The organism is Phenylobacterium sp., assembly GCF_030697305.1.
In the GTDB taxonomy this organism is placed as follows: Bacteria; Pseudomonadota; Alphaproteobacteria; order Caulobacterales; family Caulobacteraceae; genus Phenylobacterium.
The window spans coordinates 23055-37431 of sequence record NZ_JAUYQL010000022.1 but is presented as its reverse complement, the minus strand read 5'-3'; the positions used below and the strand labels follow the sequence as shown (position 1 = coordinate 37431).

The window sequence follows — 14377 nt, the reverse complement described above, 5'->3', positions numbered from 1 at the left end:
GACGTGCTGCTGGTGCTGGGCTCGGCCAACTCCTCGAACTCCGTGCGCCTCGCCGAGGTTGGGCGCCGCGCCGGCGCGGCCGCCGCCTATCTGATCGAGGACGCCTCGGTGCTGGACCTCGGCTGGCTGGCCGACGCTGCGGTGGTCGGCGTCACCGCCGGCGCCTCGGCCCCGGAACTGCTGGTCCAGGGCGTGATCGACAAGCTCTCCGCCGCCTTCGACGTCTCCCTCGAAGAGGTCGACGCCGCCCGCGAAACCGTCAGCTTCAAGTTGCCGCGCGTACTGGCGGGTTAGGCGGCCCACGCCGCGCTTGACCGCGCAGCGCGGCTCACGCATCCCCCACGCCCATGGCCGTCTACACCGACATCACCGACGAAGAGCTGGCCGACCTGCTGGCCGGCTTCGACCTGGGCGCTGCGCTCTCCTTCAAGGGCATCGCCGAGGGCGTAGAGAACTCCAACTTCCTGCTGGAGACGACCGCCGGGCGCTACATCCTGACGGTGTACGAGCGTCGGGTGCGCGAGGACGACCTGCCGTTCTTCCTGGGGCTGATGCGCTGGCTCGCCGGCCACGGCTATCCCTGCGCAGCGCCCGTCGCCGACCGCGCCGGCGAGATCCTGCAGCGGGTGCGCGGCAAGCCCTGCGCGATCGTCGAGTTCCTGCCGGGCCTGTCGGTGCGTCGGCCGAGCGCCGCCCACTGCCGCGAGGCAGGCGCGGGTCTGGCGCGCCTGCACCTGGCCGCCGACGGCTTCACCAAAAGCCGCGCCAACGACCTCGGCCAGGACGCCTGGGCGCCGCTGTTTGCGGGCCTGCGGGATGCGGCCGAAGCGCTGAAGCCCGGCCTCGCCGCCACCATCGAATCCGACCTGGCGGCGCTGGAGGCGGAATGGCCGACCGGCCTGCCACGCGGGATCGTCCACGCCGACTACTTCCCCGACAACGTATTCTTCCAGGGCCCCACTTTCGCCGGCGCCATCGACTTCTACTTCGCCTGTGAAGACATGCTGGCCTACGACATCGCCGTCGCCCTCAACGCCTGGTGCTTCGAGACCGACGGCAGCTTCAACATCACCTCGGGGCGCGCCTTGGTCGCCGGCTACGAGGCGCACCGTCCGCTCAGCGACGCCGAGCGCGCAGCCTTGCCGGCGTTGGCCCACGGGGCCGCCATGCGCTTCTTCCTGACCAGACTCGCCGACTGGGGCGCGACGCCGGCCGGCGCGCTGGTGCGGCCGAAGGATCCGCTGGAGTACGAGCGCAAGCTGGCCGTGCATCGCGCCGCTCCGGACCTCGTGCTGTTCGGAGCCGGCGTTTGACGCCCGAGGTGGTGATTCACACCGACGGCGCCTGCAGTGGCAACCCTGGCCCGGGCGGTTGGGGCGCGATCCTGCAGTTCGGCGAGCGCGAGAAAGAGATCTGCGGCGGAGAGCCTGCGACCACCAACAACCGCATGGAGCTGATGGCTGCGATCCAGGCGCTGGAGGCGCTCACCCGTCCCTGCCGCGTCGAGCTGCACACCGACAGTCAGTACGTGAAGAACGGCATCAGCGAGTGGATCGTCGGCTGGAAGGCGCGCGGATGGCGCACAGCTTCCAAGGCGCCGGTGAAGAACGAGGACCTGTGGCGACGCCTCGACGCCGCCCGTCTGCGCCACGAGGTCGATTGGCGCTGGGTCAAGGGCCACGCGGGCCACGCGCTCAACGAGCGCGCCGACGCCCTGGCGCGGAAGGGTTTGCTGAAAGTCGTTCAACCGAAAACTTGACATTGCAGTGCAAAATGATAGTGGTTGGACGTTAAACGGTATGGGAGGCATACATGCCGCCAGCCCCACAGGATCGCGCTGACATCCAGGTGTTTCGGGAAGTCACGGTCATCAGCCAGATCATGCGTGAGGTCATCGGCCGCCGTCTGCCGGCCGGCATGACCCATGCTCAGTTCGACCTGCTGGCGCGCTTCGTGCGCCACGGCGACGGGGAGACCCCCGCCGAACTCGCCCGCGCCACCATGGTCACCAAGGGCGCGGTCACCAACACCCTGCAGCGGATGGAGGCCAAGGGCTTCGTCGCCGTGCTGGCCGACGTCGGCGATCGCCGCAAGAAGCGCGTCCGCGTCACCCGCACGGGCCTGGCGGCCTACAACGCCGCAGTCACCGCCCTGCGCGGCCGCAACGAGGCGGTGCGCGGCGCCTTCACCGACGACGAGTTCCTGGAGGCTTTGCCCTTCCTGAAGGCGCTCAGGGTGTTCCTGGAGGAACTGGTCGAGACGCCCGCACGCGAAGCCGCGAGCCATTGACGCCGACCACCTCGACTCGCTCGCCGACGGCCAACGCCTCGGCTCCGTCAAGCTCCGCCGCCCATTCCTTGCCGTCGATCGAGACGCGGCCTGCGCCGCGCTCGAACGCCTGGGCCGCAAGCCCTGCGTGGCCGATCAGCCGTGCGACGTTGTCATTGATGTCGGCCCCGTCGCCCGCCACCCGCAGGATGAAACGCCGCGCCAGCAGGGTCGCGGCGATGGTCAGGCCGGCGAAGATCAGCACCGACCACGGGGCGCCGACGTCGACGAACAGCGCCAGCACGCCGACCAGCGCCGCAGAGGTCGCGGGCCACAAGAGCCAGCCGGATCCGGTGACCACCTCCACCGCCAGGAACGCCGCCCCGATCGCCGCCCAGACCCAGAAGGGATGCGTTCCGTAGAGGTCGATCAGCGCCTGCACGCGATCAGGCCCCGGTCGGCGGGACTGCCGGCGCACGCGGCCTTGGCGGACGCGTCGCTTCGCCATCGCCCTGGGCGGTGCGCACCAGCTCGCCCACGCCGGCGATGGTGCCGACCAGCGCCGACATCTCCGCCGGGATGATCACAGTCTTCTGGTTCGGGCTCTCGGCCAGCTTGGCGAACGCGTCGACGTACTTCTGCGCCACGAAGTAGTTCAGCGCGTTGACGTTGCCGCTGCCGATGGCGTCGGAGACCATGGACGTCGCCTTGGCCTCGGCCTCCGCTTCCCGCTCGCGCGCCTCGGCGTCGCGGTAGGCGGCCTCGCGGCGGCCCTCCGCCTCCAGGATGGCGGCCTGCTTGGCGCCTTCGGCGCGGGTGATCTGCGCCTGCTTCTCGCCGTCCGCCTCGGTGATCACCGCGCGCCGCTCGCGCTCGGCCTTCATCTGGCGGGCCATGGCGTTGGTGATGTCTGGCGGCGGCTGCAGATCCTTGATCTCGATCCGCGCCACCTTCACGCCCCAGGGGCTGGTCGCCTCGTCGATCACGCCCAGCAGTCGGCTGTTGATCTGGTCACGCTGCGACAGCACCTCGTCCAGCTCCATCGACCCCACCACCGTGCGCAGGTTGGTCATGGTCAGCTGGGTGATGGCGAAGTCCAGGTTGGTCACCCGATAGGCGGCGGCCGCGGCGTCGATCACCTGGATGAACACGATGGCGTCCACCTTCACGCCGACGTTGTCCTTGGTGATGACTTCCTGGCTGGGCACGTCCAGCACCTGCTCCATCATGTTGATGCGCCGGCCGATGCCTTCGACGAAGGGCGTGAGGAAACTGATGCCGGGCTTCAGCGTGCGGGTGTAGCGGCCGAACCGCTCGACGGTGAATTCGCGGCCCTGCGGCACGATCTTCACCGCCCCCATCAGGATCACCGCGGCCAGCACCACGAACACCAGGGGGGCTACGACATCCATGGTTGAACCATCCCGCTCTTGAACGTCGCGCCTGCGCCGACGGCGAAGCTTAGCGTGGCTCGCGTCCCGGCGCCATCGTCCCGGCCAACCGGCTGGACAGCGCCCGCCCGCGGGCCGCGGCGGCGGCTTCCTCGCGGCGCGTCGCCTCGCTGCACGCCGACCCGGCGTGTCCGGCGAAGCCCTGGTTGAACGCCCCTTTAAGCCGCCCCTCGAAATCAGGGTCGGCGCGTTCCAACTCGACCAACCGCATCATCCGCGCCCGCCAGAACTGGTCGTCGGGGCCCGCGCAGGCCTGGCGCAGCGCATGGCTCTCGCCCAGCACTTGGGCGAGCTCAAGCAGGATCGGCCGTTTCACAGCGCCCGGTTGGGCGGCGGCAGGGGCCGCGAGGGCCAGGCTCATGGCTGAGATCAGGACGGCTGCACGCATCTGCGCCTTATGGCGTCGCGCCGCGCGCCTGTCACTCGCGCGCACCGCGGCTGTCTGCTAGCCATCGACGATGCTCAAGCGCCTTCCGCTCCTGATCGCGGCGCTCGCCCTGGCGGCGGCCAGCCCGACGCCTGATAAACCTGCGCCAGCCAAGCCTCAGCCCGCCAAGGCCGCGCCTGCCGCAAAACCCGCCGGGCCGAAGGCTGTCGCCGATAAGCCTGCCGCGCCGAAACCTGCTGCGCCAAAGCCTGCTGCAAGCGGCCCGTTCGACGCCCGCGATCCCGCAAGCTTGGTCGCCCTGCTGGCGACCATGGACGCCAAGGGCGAGGTCTCGCGCACCGGCGACAACGACGTCGCCGTGAAGGTCACGGCCGCCAACTTCAGCTTCGGCGTTCAGTACGTGGACTGCAACGCCCAGGGGAAGGCCTGCCAAGCCATGGCGTTCTCCACGGGCGCGGAGAAGCGCGGCGCGACGCTGGTGCAACTCAACGCCTTCAACCAGACCTCGATCAGCTGCCGCGCCTTCCAGGACGCCGCCGGTCGGCCTCACGTGATGTACGCCGCGATCCTCTCATCACACGATGTCCGTGACGAGATGCGCACCCACATCGGCGTGTGGCAGGGCTGCCTGTCGACCTTCGGCGCGTTCCTCTCCGACCCCGCCGCCTATCTGGCCAGCGCGCCCTAGAAGATGCCGTAGCCGCCGTCGACGATGAAGCTGTCGCCCGTATGGAAGCTCGACGCGCCCGACGCCAAGTACACGGCCAGGCCGCCGAAATCCGCCGGCTGGCCCCAGCGGCGGGCCGGCACGCGGGTGATGACCTTGTCGGTGAACACCTGGCTGCCTTGCGCGTCTCCGGTCATCTCGGTGGCGATCCAACCCGGCAGGATGGCGTTGGCCCGCACGCCGTAGCGCGCGTGTTCCACGGCCACGCCGCGGGTCATCGCCAGCACCGCGGCCTTGGTGGAGGCGTAGGGTTCGTTGCGCGGCGCGCCCTCCACGGCCGACAGCGACGAGATCACCACCAGCGAACCGCCCGGATCGCCGGCCTTGGCCCGATCGATCATGTGTCGGCACGCCTCGCGGAAGGTGAAGAAAACCCCGTCGAGGTTCACCGCCAGCACCTTGCGGTAGCTCTCCGTCGTGGTCTCGGCGAACGGCTGGCCCTTTCCGCTGACGCCGGCGTTGGCGATCACCGTGTGGACCGCGCCCATCGCCTCGACCGCGGCCGTCATGCCCGCCGCCACCGCGTGCTCGTCGGAGACGTCCACCACCCGGCTGAGCACCCGCCCGCCGATCGCCTCCAGTCGCGCCTCTGCCGCCGCGGTCTTGTCCGGGTTCGAGCCCCAGATCACGAGGTCGGCGCCGGCCTGGGCCAGCGCTTCCGCCATCCCCAGCCCGATCCCGCCGTTGCCGCCGGTGACCAGCGCCACCTGCCCGGTGAGGTCGAAAGGTTGGTAGGCCACTGGAATCTCCTGCTGGCGGCGTTCAGGCCGCCGCCGCGGCGGCCGGTTGCGGACGCGAGAATGTCCATTCTCCGTCTTTCGCCAGGCTGGGCTCGAAGCGGTAGCCCGCAACGTCGAACCCCTTGAGGTCCTCGGTCCGCTCGATGCGGTTGTCTATGACGAAACGCGCCATCAGGCCCCGGGCCTTCTTGGCGAAGAAACCCAGCATCCGCCGCTCGCCGTCCTTCTCCTCGACGAACCGGCAGGTAAGCGTCGGCGCCTTCAATGCCTTCAGGTCCACCGCGCCGAAATATTCGCTGCTGGCCAGGTTCACCACCGTCGGGTCCTTGTGGCCCTCGGCGTCGGCGTTGAGCTGCTTGGAGATCCGCGCTCCCCAAAAGTCGTAGAGGCTCTGCCCGCGCCGCGTCTTCAGCCGCACGCCCATCTCCAGGCGGTAGGGCTGGATCACGTCCAGCGGCCGCAGCACGCCGTAGAGCCCTGACAGGATGCGCAGATGGTCCTGCGCCCAGGCTAGTCCCTTGCGATCGAGCGTGCGCGCCTGCAGGCCCTGATAGACGTCGCCGTTGAACGCGAACGCGGCCTGCACGCCCTCCTCAGAAGCCGGATCGAAGGCCTGGAAGCGCTCGCGGTTCAGCTTCGCCAGGTTGTCCGACAGTGACATCAATCGCTTCAGGTCGGCGACCTTCAGCCGCCGGGTGACCTTGGCCAGCTCCACCGTCTGGTCAGCCAGTTGCGGCGTGCTCACCGGCGCGCGCTCGTCGGGCCGCGAGAAATCCAGCGCCTTGGCGGGGGAGATGACGATCAGCATGGCGGCCTCCTTCAGCCTTTCGCCGCGAGCTTCACGGCGCCGACGGCGAATCGCAAACGAGAAACGCTGCGTCTTAGAACAGAACCCGAGGATTCATGATCCTCTTGGGGTCCAGCGCCAGGCGCACGGCTCGCTGGGCGGCGAGCTCGACCGGGCTCTTGTAGTGGGCGGCCTCGTCGGTCTTCATCGACCCTAGGCCGTGCTCGGCTGAGATCGAGCCGCCGAAGCCGGCGATGATGTCGTTGACGATCCGCCCGGCCTCGTCGCGCGTCGCCTCGTGCAAGGCGGGGTCGCCGCCCACGGGCCCGAACACGTCGTAGTGGACATTGCCGTCGCCCACATGACCGAAGGCGGCGATGCGGCAGCCGGGCGTCAGCCGTTCCATGGCGGCGTCGGCCTGCTGAATGAAGGTCGCGACCTGCGAGACCGGCACCGAGACGTCGTGCTTCCACACCACGCCCTCGGGCTTCTGGGCCGCCGACTGGTTTTCGCGCAAAGCCCACAGGGCCTTGGCCTGGGCGCCGGTCTGGGCCAGCGCCGCGTCGGCCACCAGGCCGTCCTCCAGCCCCTTGGCCAGGAACCGCTCCATCGCCCCTTCCGCAGAGCCGGGCTCGCCGGACGCGAACTCCACCAGCACGTAGTAGGGATAGGGCGCGTCCAGCGGATCGCGGGAGCCGGGCATGTTGCGCAGCACGAACTCGACGCCGATCCGCGCGATCATCTCGAACGCCTCGACGGCGCCGCCGGCCTCCTGCTTGGCGCGGGCCAGGAGTTGCACCGCGGCGTCCAGGCCTGTCAGTCCGATCCAGGCGACGGCGCGCGACTCCAGCACCGGGAACAGCTTCAAGCTGGCCGCGGTGACCACGCCCAGCGTGCCCTCCGCCCCGATCAGCAGCTGCTTCAGGTCGTAGCCCGTGTTGTCCTTGCGCAGGCGTTTCAGACCGTCCCAGACATCGCCGTTCGGCAACACCGCCTCAAGCCCCAGCACCAGGCTGCGCGCCGTGCCGTAACGCAGCACCTGGGTGCCGCCGGCGTTGGTGGAGATGAACCCGCCGACCGTCGCTGAGCCCTCTGACGCGAGGCCCAGGGGAAAGCGCCGATTGGCGCCCGCCGCCGCCTCGTGGATCGCCGCCAGGGTGACGCCGGCCTCGGCCACGATCACGTCGTCGAAGGTCTCGATCTCGCGCACCCGCGACAGCTTTTCGGTGGACAGCAGGATCTCCCCCTTGGGGATCTGTCCGCCTACCAGGCCGGTATTGCCGCCTTGCGGGGTGATCGCCACGCCGGCCTCGTAGCAGACCCCCACGACCGCGGAGACCTGGGCCGTGTTCGCCGGCAGCGCCAGGAACGGGGTGTCGCCGAACCAGCGGTCGCGCCACTCCACCAGCTTCGGCTGCAGGCGCTCGGGGTCCTGGCTCCAGCCGTTCTCACCGAGCACGGCTTTCAGGCGGGAGATGATGTCGGCGGGGACAGGCTTGGTCATGACCGCAAAATCCTAAACCCGGCGTGGCGGACGCGCCAGCCGGCCGCGATCCAGGCTCGGATCATCCGACGAAGCCCGCGGCGCGGCGCAGGCGGTCGTTGATCGCCTCGCCCAATCCCGCTTCAGGAATCGGGGCCACGGCGATGGCGGAGGGCTCCGTGCGATCGGCGGCGCGCAGGTAGCTGAACAGGTTCGCCGCCGCCTCCGCCGCATCGCCCGCCGGACTCAGGTTCCAGGGTGTCGCAGGAACGTCCGGCCCAAAGCCCAGGAACGCCTCTCCTTCGCGTGGCCCCTCCGCCTCCAGCCGCACCGGCGCGTTCGGCGAATAGTGCCTGGCCAGGCGGCCGGGCGAGCGTCTGGCGTCGTCGCCGGCCTCGGCGAGCGGCCCGATCAGCGCCTCGATCTGCGGCCTGGTCACCGCGCCCGGGCGCAGCAGGCGTGGTTGGTCGATCAGGCCCAGCACAGTGGATTCCAAGCCAATTGCGCAGGCGCCTCCGTCCAAGCTGGCGGCGATGGCGAAGCCGGTCTCCTCCATGGCGTCGGCCCAGGTTGTCGGGCTGGGCCGCCCCGAGCGGTTGGCCGACGGGGCGACCACCGCGCCGCCGAACGCCGCCAGCACCGCGCGCGCCGCTGGATGGCTGGGCACGCGGATCGCCACGGTGTCCAGGCCGGCGCGCGCCAGGTCGCACACCGCGCCCGCGTCGCGGATCGGCGCCACGAGGGTCAGGGGTCCCGGCCAGAACTGCGCGGCCAGCGTCCGTGCGCGATCATCCAGCACGGCGACGCGCTCGGCGGCGGCGAGATCGGCGACATGGGCGATCAGCGGATTGAAGCTCGGCCGGCCCTTGGCCGCATAGATCGCGGCGACCGCGTGCGCATCGGCGCCGTCGGCGGCGAGGCCGTAGACCGTCTCGGTGGGCAACATGACCAGTCGGCCGGCGCGCAACGCCTGCGCCATTGCGGCTACCGCCTGGTCGCCCTCAGGTCCACGCTCACCTTGACGCTGGCCGGTATCTGATCGGTGCTCGTCCACTCGCCCTGGCCCACGCCGAACGCCGTCCGGTCGAGGGTGGTTACACCGCGCACGCGTGCCTTGTCGCCGTCGATCTGCAGGCGGAACGGCAGGCTGGCCGGCCTGGTCACGCCGCGCAACGACAGCGTCCCACGCGCCACGAAACGATCCTCGCCGGTCTTTTCGAAGCGGGTGGCGGTGAACACCGCCTTGGGGTGGGCGCCGGCGTCGAACCACTCCGAGGACGGCAGCATCTCGTCGCGCTGCGCGTCGCCCGTCGAGGCGGAGGTAAGGTCGATGGTCACCGTGGCCTTGGATCGGTCCAGCGCGTCGGGGTGGAACAGGATGTCGGCGTCGAACCGCGCGAAACGCCCCTGGATCGCGGTGTCGCCCCAGTTGGTGGCGAAGTCGATCTCCGAGCCCTTGGCCACCGCCCAGCGCACGGGCTCAGCCGGCGTCGCAGGTTCAGCGGCCTTGGCGGCCTCCTCGGCCGGCGTTGCAGCGACTGGCGCGGGCGGCGCGGCCGTGGTGGGCGCGGGCGGCTCGTCGACCACGTCGGCCGCCGGCTTCGGCGCCGGGGCCGCGACATGCAGCGGCGGTTTGACCAGCATGCCGAAGGCGATCACCGCGACCACGCCGGCGACGATGATCGCGATGCGGGGCTCCAGCCAGCGGCCGGCCTTGGCGCCGGGGGCCATACGCGACAGCACCGGCTCGTCGCGGCTGAAAAGCTGATGCTTCAGCGCGCCGGCCACGTGCAGGGCGAGCAGCAGGTAGAAGCCCTTGATGATCACGTCGTGGCCGACCTCGCCGATCTCGTGCCAAAGGTGGCGCGCGTCACCGGTCAGGCCGACAAGCCCGGGGATGTGCGGCCAGGGCGCGACGCCATACAGCAGCGTGGGCAACGAGATGCGGCTGGTCGAGACCATGATCCAGCCGGTCAGCGGCATGCCGATCATTACCGCGTAGAAGCCCACGTGGGTGATCGCCGCCAGCACCCGCTCCCAGCGCGGCATGGTCGCGGGCAGCGGCGGCGGCGGGTTGGCCAACCGCCAGCCCAGCCGGACCAGACTCAGCAGCAGCACGGTGATGCCCACGGACTTGTGCAGTTGCACCACCGCGAACAGCTCGGGGCTGCGCGGCCCCTCCATGCGCGACGACAGCACCACCTGCAGGATGATCGCCGCGGCGATCAGCCAGTGCAGCAGGATGGCGATCGGCGCGTAGTGCTCGCTGCGCGTACGGCTGGCGGCGCTCATGAAGGCGTCTCCGGTCTATTTCCTGGTGAATTCGATCTCGAAGTCGAGCTGGACCTCGTCGCCGGCCGATCCCGCGGCGGGCGTGAAGCCGAACTCTGAGCGTTTGATCGCACCGCCGCCGGAGAACCCCAGGCGCGTCCCCTGCCCCATCAGCCCCGGACCGACTCCATTGAAGATCACGTCGAGGGTCACCGGCCGGGTCTTGCCCATGAAGGTCAGGTCTCCCGTGACCGAGCCGCGACCGGCCGGCCCCGCGTCGACGCGGGTGGAGACGAAGGTGATCTTCGGAAACCGCGCGGAGTCGAAATAGCGCGGCCCGGCCAGCTCGGCGTCGAAGCCCGGCACGCCCGTGTGGATCGACTTCGGATCGATCTCCAGCGTCATCCGCGTGGCCGCCACATTGGCGGGATCGTAAGTGAAGCCGCCGCTCAAGCCGTCGAAACGCATGGCGAAGTTTGAGAACCCACCCATATGCGCGAGCTTCATGTTCAGGCTGGCGTGGCGGGAATCCAGCGCATAGACGCCGGGCGGGACGTTCGCAGGATCGCGGCTGGTCGGGTCGGCGTGCGCAACGCCGGCGAGCGAGACGCAGATCGCGGCGGCGACGACCATCGGGCGGAACATGCGCATCTCCAAGCCGGGCTATAGTTCCCCCACAGGCCAGATGGTTCAAGCCGCCGCCAGCCGAAAGCAGGGGGCGCACTCACGAAGCCGTGAGATCAACGGCGTGGAGCCGGGCGGCGCGGCGGCATAGACCATGCCGGCTGCTTCAGGAGACCTGCCATGACCTATCGCGCGCCCGCCCGCGACCTGGCCTTCACGCTGGGCGTCGTGGGGTGTCCCTCGAGGCTCGGTCAGGCGTTCCCCGATCTTGACGCCGACACCGTGACGGCTGTGCTGGAGGCGGCCGGAGCGCTCGCGGACAACGAGCTCGCACCGCTCAACCGCATCGGCGATCGCGAAGGCGCGCGCTACGAGAACGGCCGGGTGACCGCCGCCCCCGGCTTTGCTCAGGCGTATCAGGCCTTCGCCGCGGGAGGATGGAATGGCGTCGCCGCCGATCCGGCCCATGGCGGCCAAGGGCTGCCCAAGGCGCTCGAGCTTGCGGCGTTCGAAATGTTCCACGCCGCGAACATGGCGTTCAGCCTTTGCCCGATGCTGACCCAGGCGACCATCGAGGCGCTTGCGATGAACGGCACCGATCGCCAGAAGCGGCTGGTGCTGCCCAAGCTCATCTCCGGCGAGTGGACCGGGGCGATGAACCTGACCGAGCCGCAGGCCGGCTCCGACCTCGCCGCTATCACCACCCGCGCCGAGCCGGACGGCGCTGGCGGCTATCGGCTTACCGGCCAAAAGGTCTTCATCACCTGGGGCGACCACGACATGGCGGAGAACATCTGCCACCTGGTGCTAGCCCGCCTGCCGGACGCGCCTCCGGGCGTCAAAGGCATCTCGCTGTTCCTTGCCCCCAAGCGGTTGATCGACGGCGAGGGCCGCGCCGGCGCGCTGAACGACCTGCGCCCCGGCTCCATCGAACACAAGATGGGCATCAACGCTTCGCCCACCTGCGTGATGCTCTACGAGGGCGCCCAGGCCGAGCTGGTGGGAAACCTCAATCAGGGGCTGGCCCACATGTTCGTCATGATGAACGCCGCGCGCCTGCAGGTCGGCATGCAGGGTGTCGGGATCGCCGAGCGCGCGTTCCAGCAGGCCCTGGCCTTCGCCCAGGAACGTCGCCAGGGCCGCGCGGCGCTGTCCACCGACTATCCCGCCAGGCTCTACGACCATCCCGACGTGCGGCGCATGCTGATGCTGATGAAGGCCAAGATTGAAGCCGCGCGCGGCATCTGCCTGACCGCCGCTGTGCTCTCGGACCTGGCGACCCACGGAGACGACGAAGGTCAGCGCGACGCCGCCGCCCGTCGTGACCTGCTGATCCCGATCGCCAAGGCCTGGTCCACCGACGTCGGCGTCGAGGTCTCCTCGCTGGGCGTGCAGATCCACGGCGGCATGGGATTCATCGAGGAGACCGGCGCCGCCCAGCACTATCGCGACGCCCGTATCGCCCCGATCTACGAGGGCACTAACGGCATCCAGGCGCTGGACCTGATCGGGCGCAAGATCGCCATGGAAGGCGGCGAGGTGCTGAAGTCGCTGACCGCCGAGATCCTGGCGACAGCGCAGACGCTTTCCCACTCCCCCGCCCTGCAGCCGCTCGGCGCGGGCCTCGTCCAGGGCGTCGCTGCGCTGGACGCGGCCACCGACTGGCTCCTCGGCAATCGCGGGCTGGCCTCCACGGCCGGCGCGACGCCCTTCCTACAACTGGCCGGGGACGTGGTCGGCGGCTGGGTGCTGGGTCTGCAGGCGCTGGCCGCGGAGGGACAGAGCGCGCCTTGGCTGCAGGCCAAGGCGCCGCTGGCGCGCTTCTACGCCGCCCATGTGCTGAGCCATGCGCCGGGGCTCGCCCAGGCGGTGATGGCCGGGGCGCAGGACCTGGAGGCCGTGCCCGCCGAGGCGCTGTGACGACGGCGTTGCCGCGCGCCGCGTTCCTGCTGCCGCCGCCCGAGCTCGCTCGCGCGCTGATCGGCTGCGAACTGCTGGTCGACGGCGTCGGCGGCGTGATCGTAGAGACCGAAGCCTACGATCGCGACGATCCCGCCTCACACGCCTATTCAGGTCCGACGGCGCGCAACGCCGCGATGTTCGGCCCCCCGGGCCATGCCTACGTCTACCGGTCCTACGGCCTGCACTGGTGCCTGAACCTGGTTTGCGGGCCGCGAGTCGGCGGCGCGGTGCTGTTTCGTGCGATCACGCCGCTGCATGGGGTGGAGGCGATGCGCGCGCGGCGCGGCGCACAGCCCGACCGCTTGCTCTGCGCCGGACCCGGCCGGTTATGCCAGGCGCTGGCGGTGACGCGCGAACACGACAACCTGCCGATGGACGCGCCGCCGTTCGAACTGCGCGCGCGGGCGAGCGAGCCGCCCATCGCCCAGGGTCCACGGATCGGCCTGAGCCGCGCCGCCGAAACACCGTGGCGTTTCGGATGGCGCGGCTCTGCCTTTCTCAGTCGTCCGATGCCGGTCTAGAGCTGCGCCAGCAGGTAGTCGGCGGCCGAAACCTTGAATTCGCCGGGCGCCTCGACGTTCAGCTCCTTCACCACGCCGTCGTCGACGATCATCGAGTAGCGTTGCGAGCGCGCGCCCATGCCGAACTTCGAGCCGTCCATGCCCAGGCCGACCGCCAGGGTGAAGGCCCCGTTGCCGTCGGCCAGCATGACGATGTCCTCGCCGACGTTCTGGCTCTCGCCCCAGGCCTTCATGACAAAGGCGTCGTTCACCGACAGGCAGGCGATGGTGTCCACGCCCTTGCCCTTGATCTCGGCGGACAGCTCCTTGTAGCCCGGCAGGTGCTTGGCCGAGCAGGTCGGCGTGAAGGCGCCAGGCACCGCGAACAACGCCACTTTCTTGCCCTTGAAGATATCGTCGCTGCTGACCGGCTTGGGGCCGTCCGCCGTCGCCTGAGTGAGTTGGACCGTGGGCAGCTTGTCGCCGACTTTGATGGTCATGAGCGTCTCTCCTGTTCCTGCTCAGGCAGATAGCGACGCGGAGCCCCGCCTCCAACGCCTTTTCCTGCTTTGACTTGAAAGCGCCGCGTTCCGATCGAAAACATTCGCGCGATGGACAGTGAAACCCTCGAGGGCAAGCTTCTGATCGCCATGCCGGGCATTGGCGATCCGCGCTTCGAACGCGCGCTGGTATTGGTCTGCAACCACGACCCGCTGTACGCGATGGGGGTGGCGGTGAACCAGCCGGTGGCCGGCGTCACCGTGCCCGATCTGCTGCGCCGCCTGGAGGTGACGCCGTCTTTGCACGCCGTTGCCGACCCGGTGCTGATCGGCGGCCCGGTCGACCGGGAGCGCGGCTTCGTGCTGCACACCGACGACTACCTTCCGGAGCACAGCGCCGCGGTGATGCAGGGCGTGGCGCTCAGCCCCAACCGCGACGCGTTGCAGATCCTGGCCAGCCCCAACGGCTGCCCGCGCCATGCGCTGCTGGTGTTGGGCTATGCGGGCTGGGGGCCGGGTCAGCTCGACGAGGAGCTGCGCCGCAACGTCTGGCTGACCTGCGAGGCCGATGAGGAGCTGATCTTCAGCAGCGACCACGCCGGCAAATGGACCCGGGCCTTGGCTAAGCTCGGCGTCGACGCCGGCCTGCTCTCCGCCCACGCCGGCCGGGCGTAGG

General features: G+C 69.9%; 17 protein-coding genes and 1 pseudogene. 8 read left to right on the top strand and 10 right to left on the bottom strand.

Annotation, left to right across the window (positions count from 1 at the left end; translation table 11 throughout):
* The 4 genes and pseudogenes from ispH to Q8R27_RS02375 all read left to right on the top strand — a co-directional run.
* Window positions 1-294: pseudogene (ispH, locus tag Q8R27_RS02390) on the top strand (4-hydroxy-3-methylbut-2-enyl diphosphate reductase); the annotation flags it as partial.
* A 53-nt stretch (window positions 295-347) separates the two neighbouring features.
* Window positions 348-1313 carry a homoserine kinase gene (gene thrB / locus Q8R27_RS02385; protein WP_305697510.1) on the top strand — a complete coding sequence of 322 codons (966 nt, stop codon included), beginning with the start codon at window positions 348-350 and terminating at the stop codon, window positions 1311-1313.
* Window positions 1310-1759, top strand: a complete 450-nt coding sequence (rnhA, locus tag Q8R27_RS02380) for a ribonuclease HI (protein WP_305697509.1) — start codon at window positions 1310-1312, stop codon at window positions 1757-1759. The genes thrB and rnhA overlap by 4 nt, the downstream gene beginning before the upstream one ends.
* Window positions 1760-1812: 53 nt before the next feature.
* The gene (locus Q8R27_RS02375) at window positions 1813-2289 is read left to right on the top strand and encodes a MarR family winged helix-turn-helix transcriptional regulator (protein WP_305697508.1); all 477 of its coding nucleotides are present in this window, start codon (window positions 1813-1815) and stop codon (window positions 2287-2289) included.
* On the opposite strand, the gene Q8R27_RS02370 is transcribed toward Q8R27_RS02375, so the two are convergent.
* From Q8R27_RS02370 to Q8R27_RS02360, 3 genes are read right to left on the bottom strand one after another with little or no spacing between them, the layout of a single operon-like run.
* Window positions 2231-2710, bottom strand: a complete 480-nt coding sequence (locus Q8R27_RS02370; protein WP_305697507.1) for an NfeD family protein — start codon at window positions 2708-2710, stop codon at window positions 2231-2233. The genes Q8R27_RS02375 and Q8R27_RS02370 overlap by 59 nt on opposite strands.
* 4 nt (window positions 2711-2714) lie before the next feature.
* Entirely contained in the window at window positions 2715-3680 is a 966-nt protein-coding gene (locus tag Q8R27_RS02365; protein WP_305697506.1) for an SPFH domain-containing protein, read from the bottom strand.
* Window positions 3681-3729: 49 nt separating this feature from the next.
* The gene (locus Q8R27_RS02360) at window positions 3730-4107 is read right to left on the bottom strand and encodes a TIGR02301 family protein (RefSeq protein WP_305697505.1); all 378 of its coding nucleotides are present in this window, start codon (window positions 4105-4107) and stop codon (window positions 3730-3732) included.
* 70 nt (window positions 4108-4177) lie between these two features.
* Here Q8R27_RS02360 and Q8R27_RS02355 point away from each other — a divergent pair, with 70 nt between their 5' ends.
* A complete protein-coding gene (locus Q8R27_RS02355) occupies window positions 4178-4795 on the top strand; it encodes a YbjN domain-containing protein (protein ID WP_305697504.1) in 618 nt (205 codons plus the stop codon).
* Here Q8R27_RS02355 and Q8R27_RS02350 read toward each other — a convergent pair.
* From Q8R27_RS02350 to Q8R27_RS02325, 6 genes are all read right to left on the bottom strand, one after another.
* A complete protein-coding gene (locus Q8R27_RS02350) occupies window positions 4792-5574 on the bottom strand; it encodes an SDR family NAD(P)-dependent oxidoreductase (RefSeq protein ID WP_305697503.1) in 783 nt (260 codons plus the stop codon). The two genes, Q8R27_RS02355 and Q8R27_RS02350, sit on opposite strands and share 4 nt — an antisense overlap.
* A 22-nt stretch (window positions 5575-5596) precedes the next feature.
* A complete protein-coding gene (yaaA, locus tag Q8R27_RS02345; RefSeq protein WP_305697502.1) occupies window positions 5597-6382 on the bottom strand; it encodes a peroxide stress protein YaaA in 786 nt (261 codons plus the stop codon).
* A 73-nt stretch (window positions 6383-6455) separates the two neighbouring features.
* Window positions 6456-7865 carry an FAD-binding oxidoreductase gene (locus Q8R27_RS02340; protein ID WP_305697501.1) on the bottom strand — a complete coding sequence of 470 codons (1410 nt, stop codon included), beginning with the start codon at window positions 7863-7865 and terminating at the stop codon, window positions 6456-6458.
* Between the two features lie 61 nt (window positions 7866-7926).
* Window positions 7927-8823 (bottom strand): L-threonylcarbamoyladenylate synthase, encoded by an 897-nt coding sequence (locus Q8R27_RS02335; protein WP_305697500.1) that lies wholly within the window; start codon window positions 8821-8823, stop codon window positions 7927-7929.
* A gap of 5 nt (window positions 8824-8828) precedes the next feature.
* Window positions 8829-10136, bottom strand: a complete 1308-nt coding sequence (locus Q8R27_RS02330) for a YceI family protein (RefSeq protein ID WP_305697499.1) — start codon at window positions 10134-10136, stop codon at window positions 8829-8831.
* Window positions 10137-10151: 15 nt separating this feature from the next.
* Window positions 10152-10760, bottom strand: a complete 609-nt coding sequence (locus Q8R27_RS02325; RefSeq protein ID WP_305697498.1) for a YceI family protein — start codon at window positions 10758-10760, stop codon at window positions 10152-10154.
* Window positions 10761-10919: 159 nt separating this feature from the next.
* Here Q8R27_RS02325 and Q8R27_RS02320 point away from each other — a divergent pair, with 159 nt between their 5' ends.
* Together Q8R27_RS02320 and Q8R27_RS02315 are read left to right on the top strand one after the other, a co-directional pair.
* Window positions 10920-12659 carry an acyl-CoA dehydrogenase gene (locus tag Q8R27_RS02320; protein WP_305697497.1) on the top strand — a complete coding sequence of 580 codons (1740 nt, stop codon included), beginning with the start codon at window positions 10920-10922 and terminating at the stop codon, window positions 12657-12659.
* A complete protein-coding gene (locus Q8R27_RS02315) occupies window positions 12656-13222 on the top strand; it encodes a DNA-3-methyladenine glycosylase (protein WP_305697496.1) in 567 nt (188 codons plus the stop codon). Before Q8R27_RS02320 ends, Q8R27_RS02315 begins: the two co-directional genes overlap by 4 nt.
* Here Q8R27_RS02315 and Q8R27_RS02310 read toward each other — a convergent pair.
* Window positions 13219-13701: a peroxiredoxin gene (locus Q8R27_RS02310; RefSeq protein ID WP_305697495.1), complete on the bottom strand. Its 483-nt coding sequence runs from the start codon at window positions 13699-13701 to the stop codon at window positions 13219-13221. The two genes, Q8R27_RS02315 and Q8R27_RS02310, sit on opposite strands and share 4 nt — an antisense overlap.
* 111 nt (window positions 13702-13812) lie before the next feature.
* On the opposite strand from Q8R27_RS02310, the gene Q8R27_RS02305 reads away from it, so the two are divergent.
* A complete protein-coding gene (locus Q8R27_RS02305; RefSeq protein WP_305697494.1) occupies window positions 13813-14376 on the top strand; it encodes a YqgE/AlgH family protein in 564 nt (187 codons plus the stop codon).
* Window position 14377: the final 1 nt, after the last annotated feature.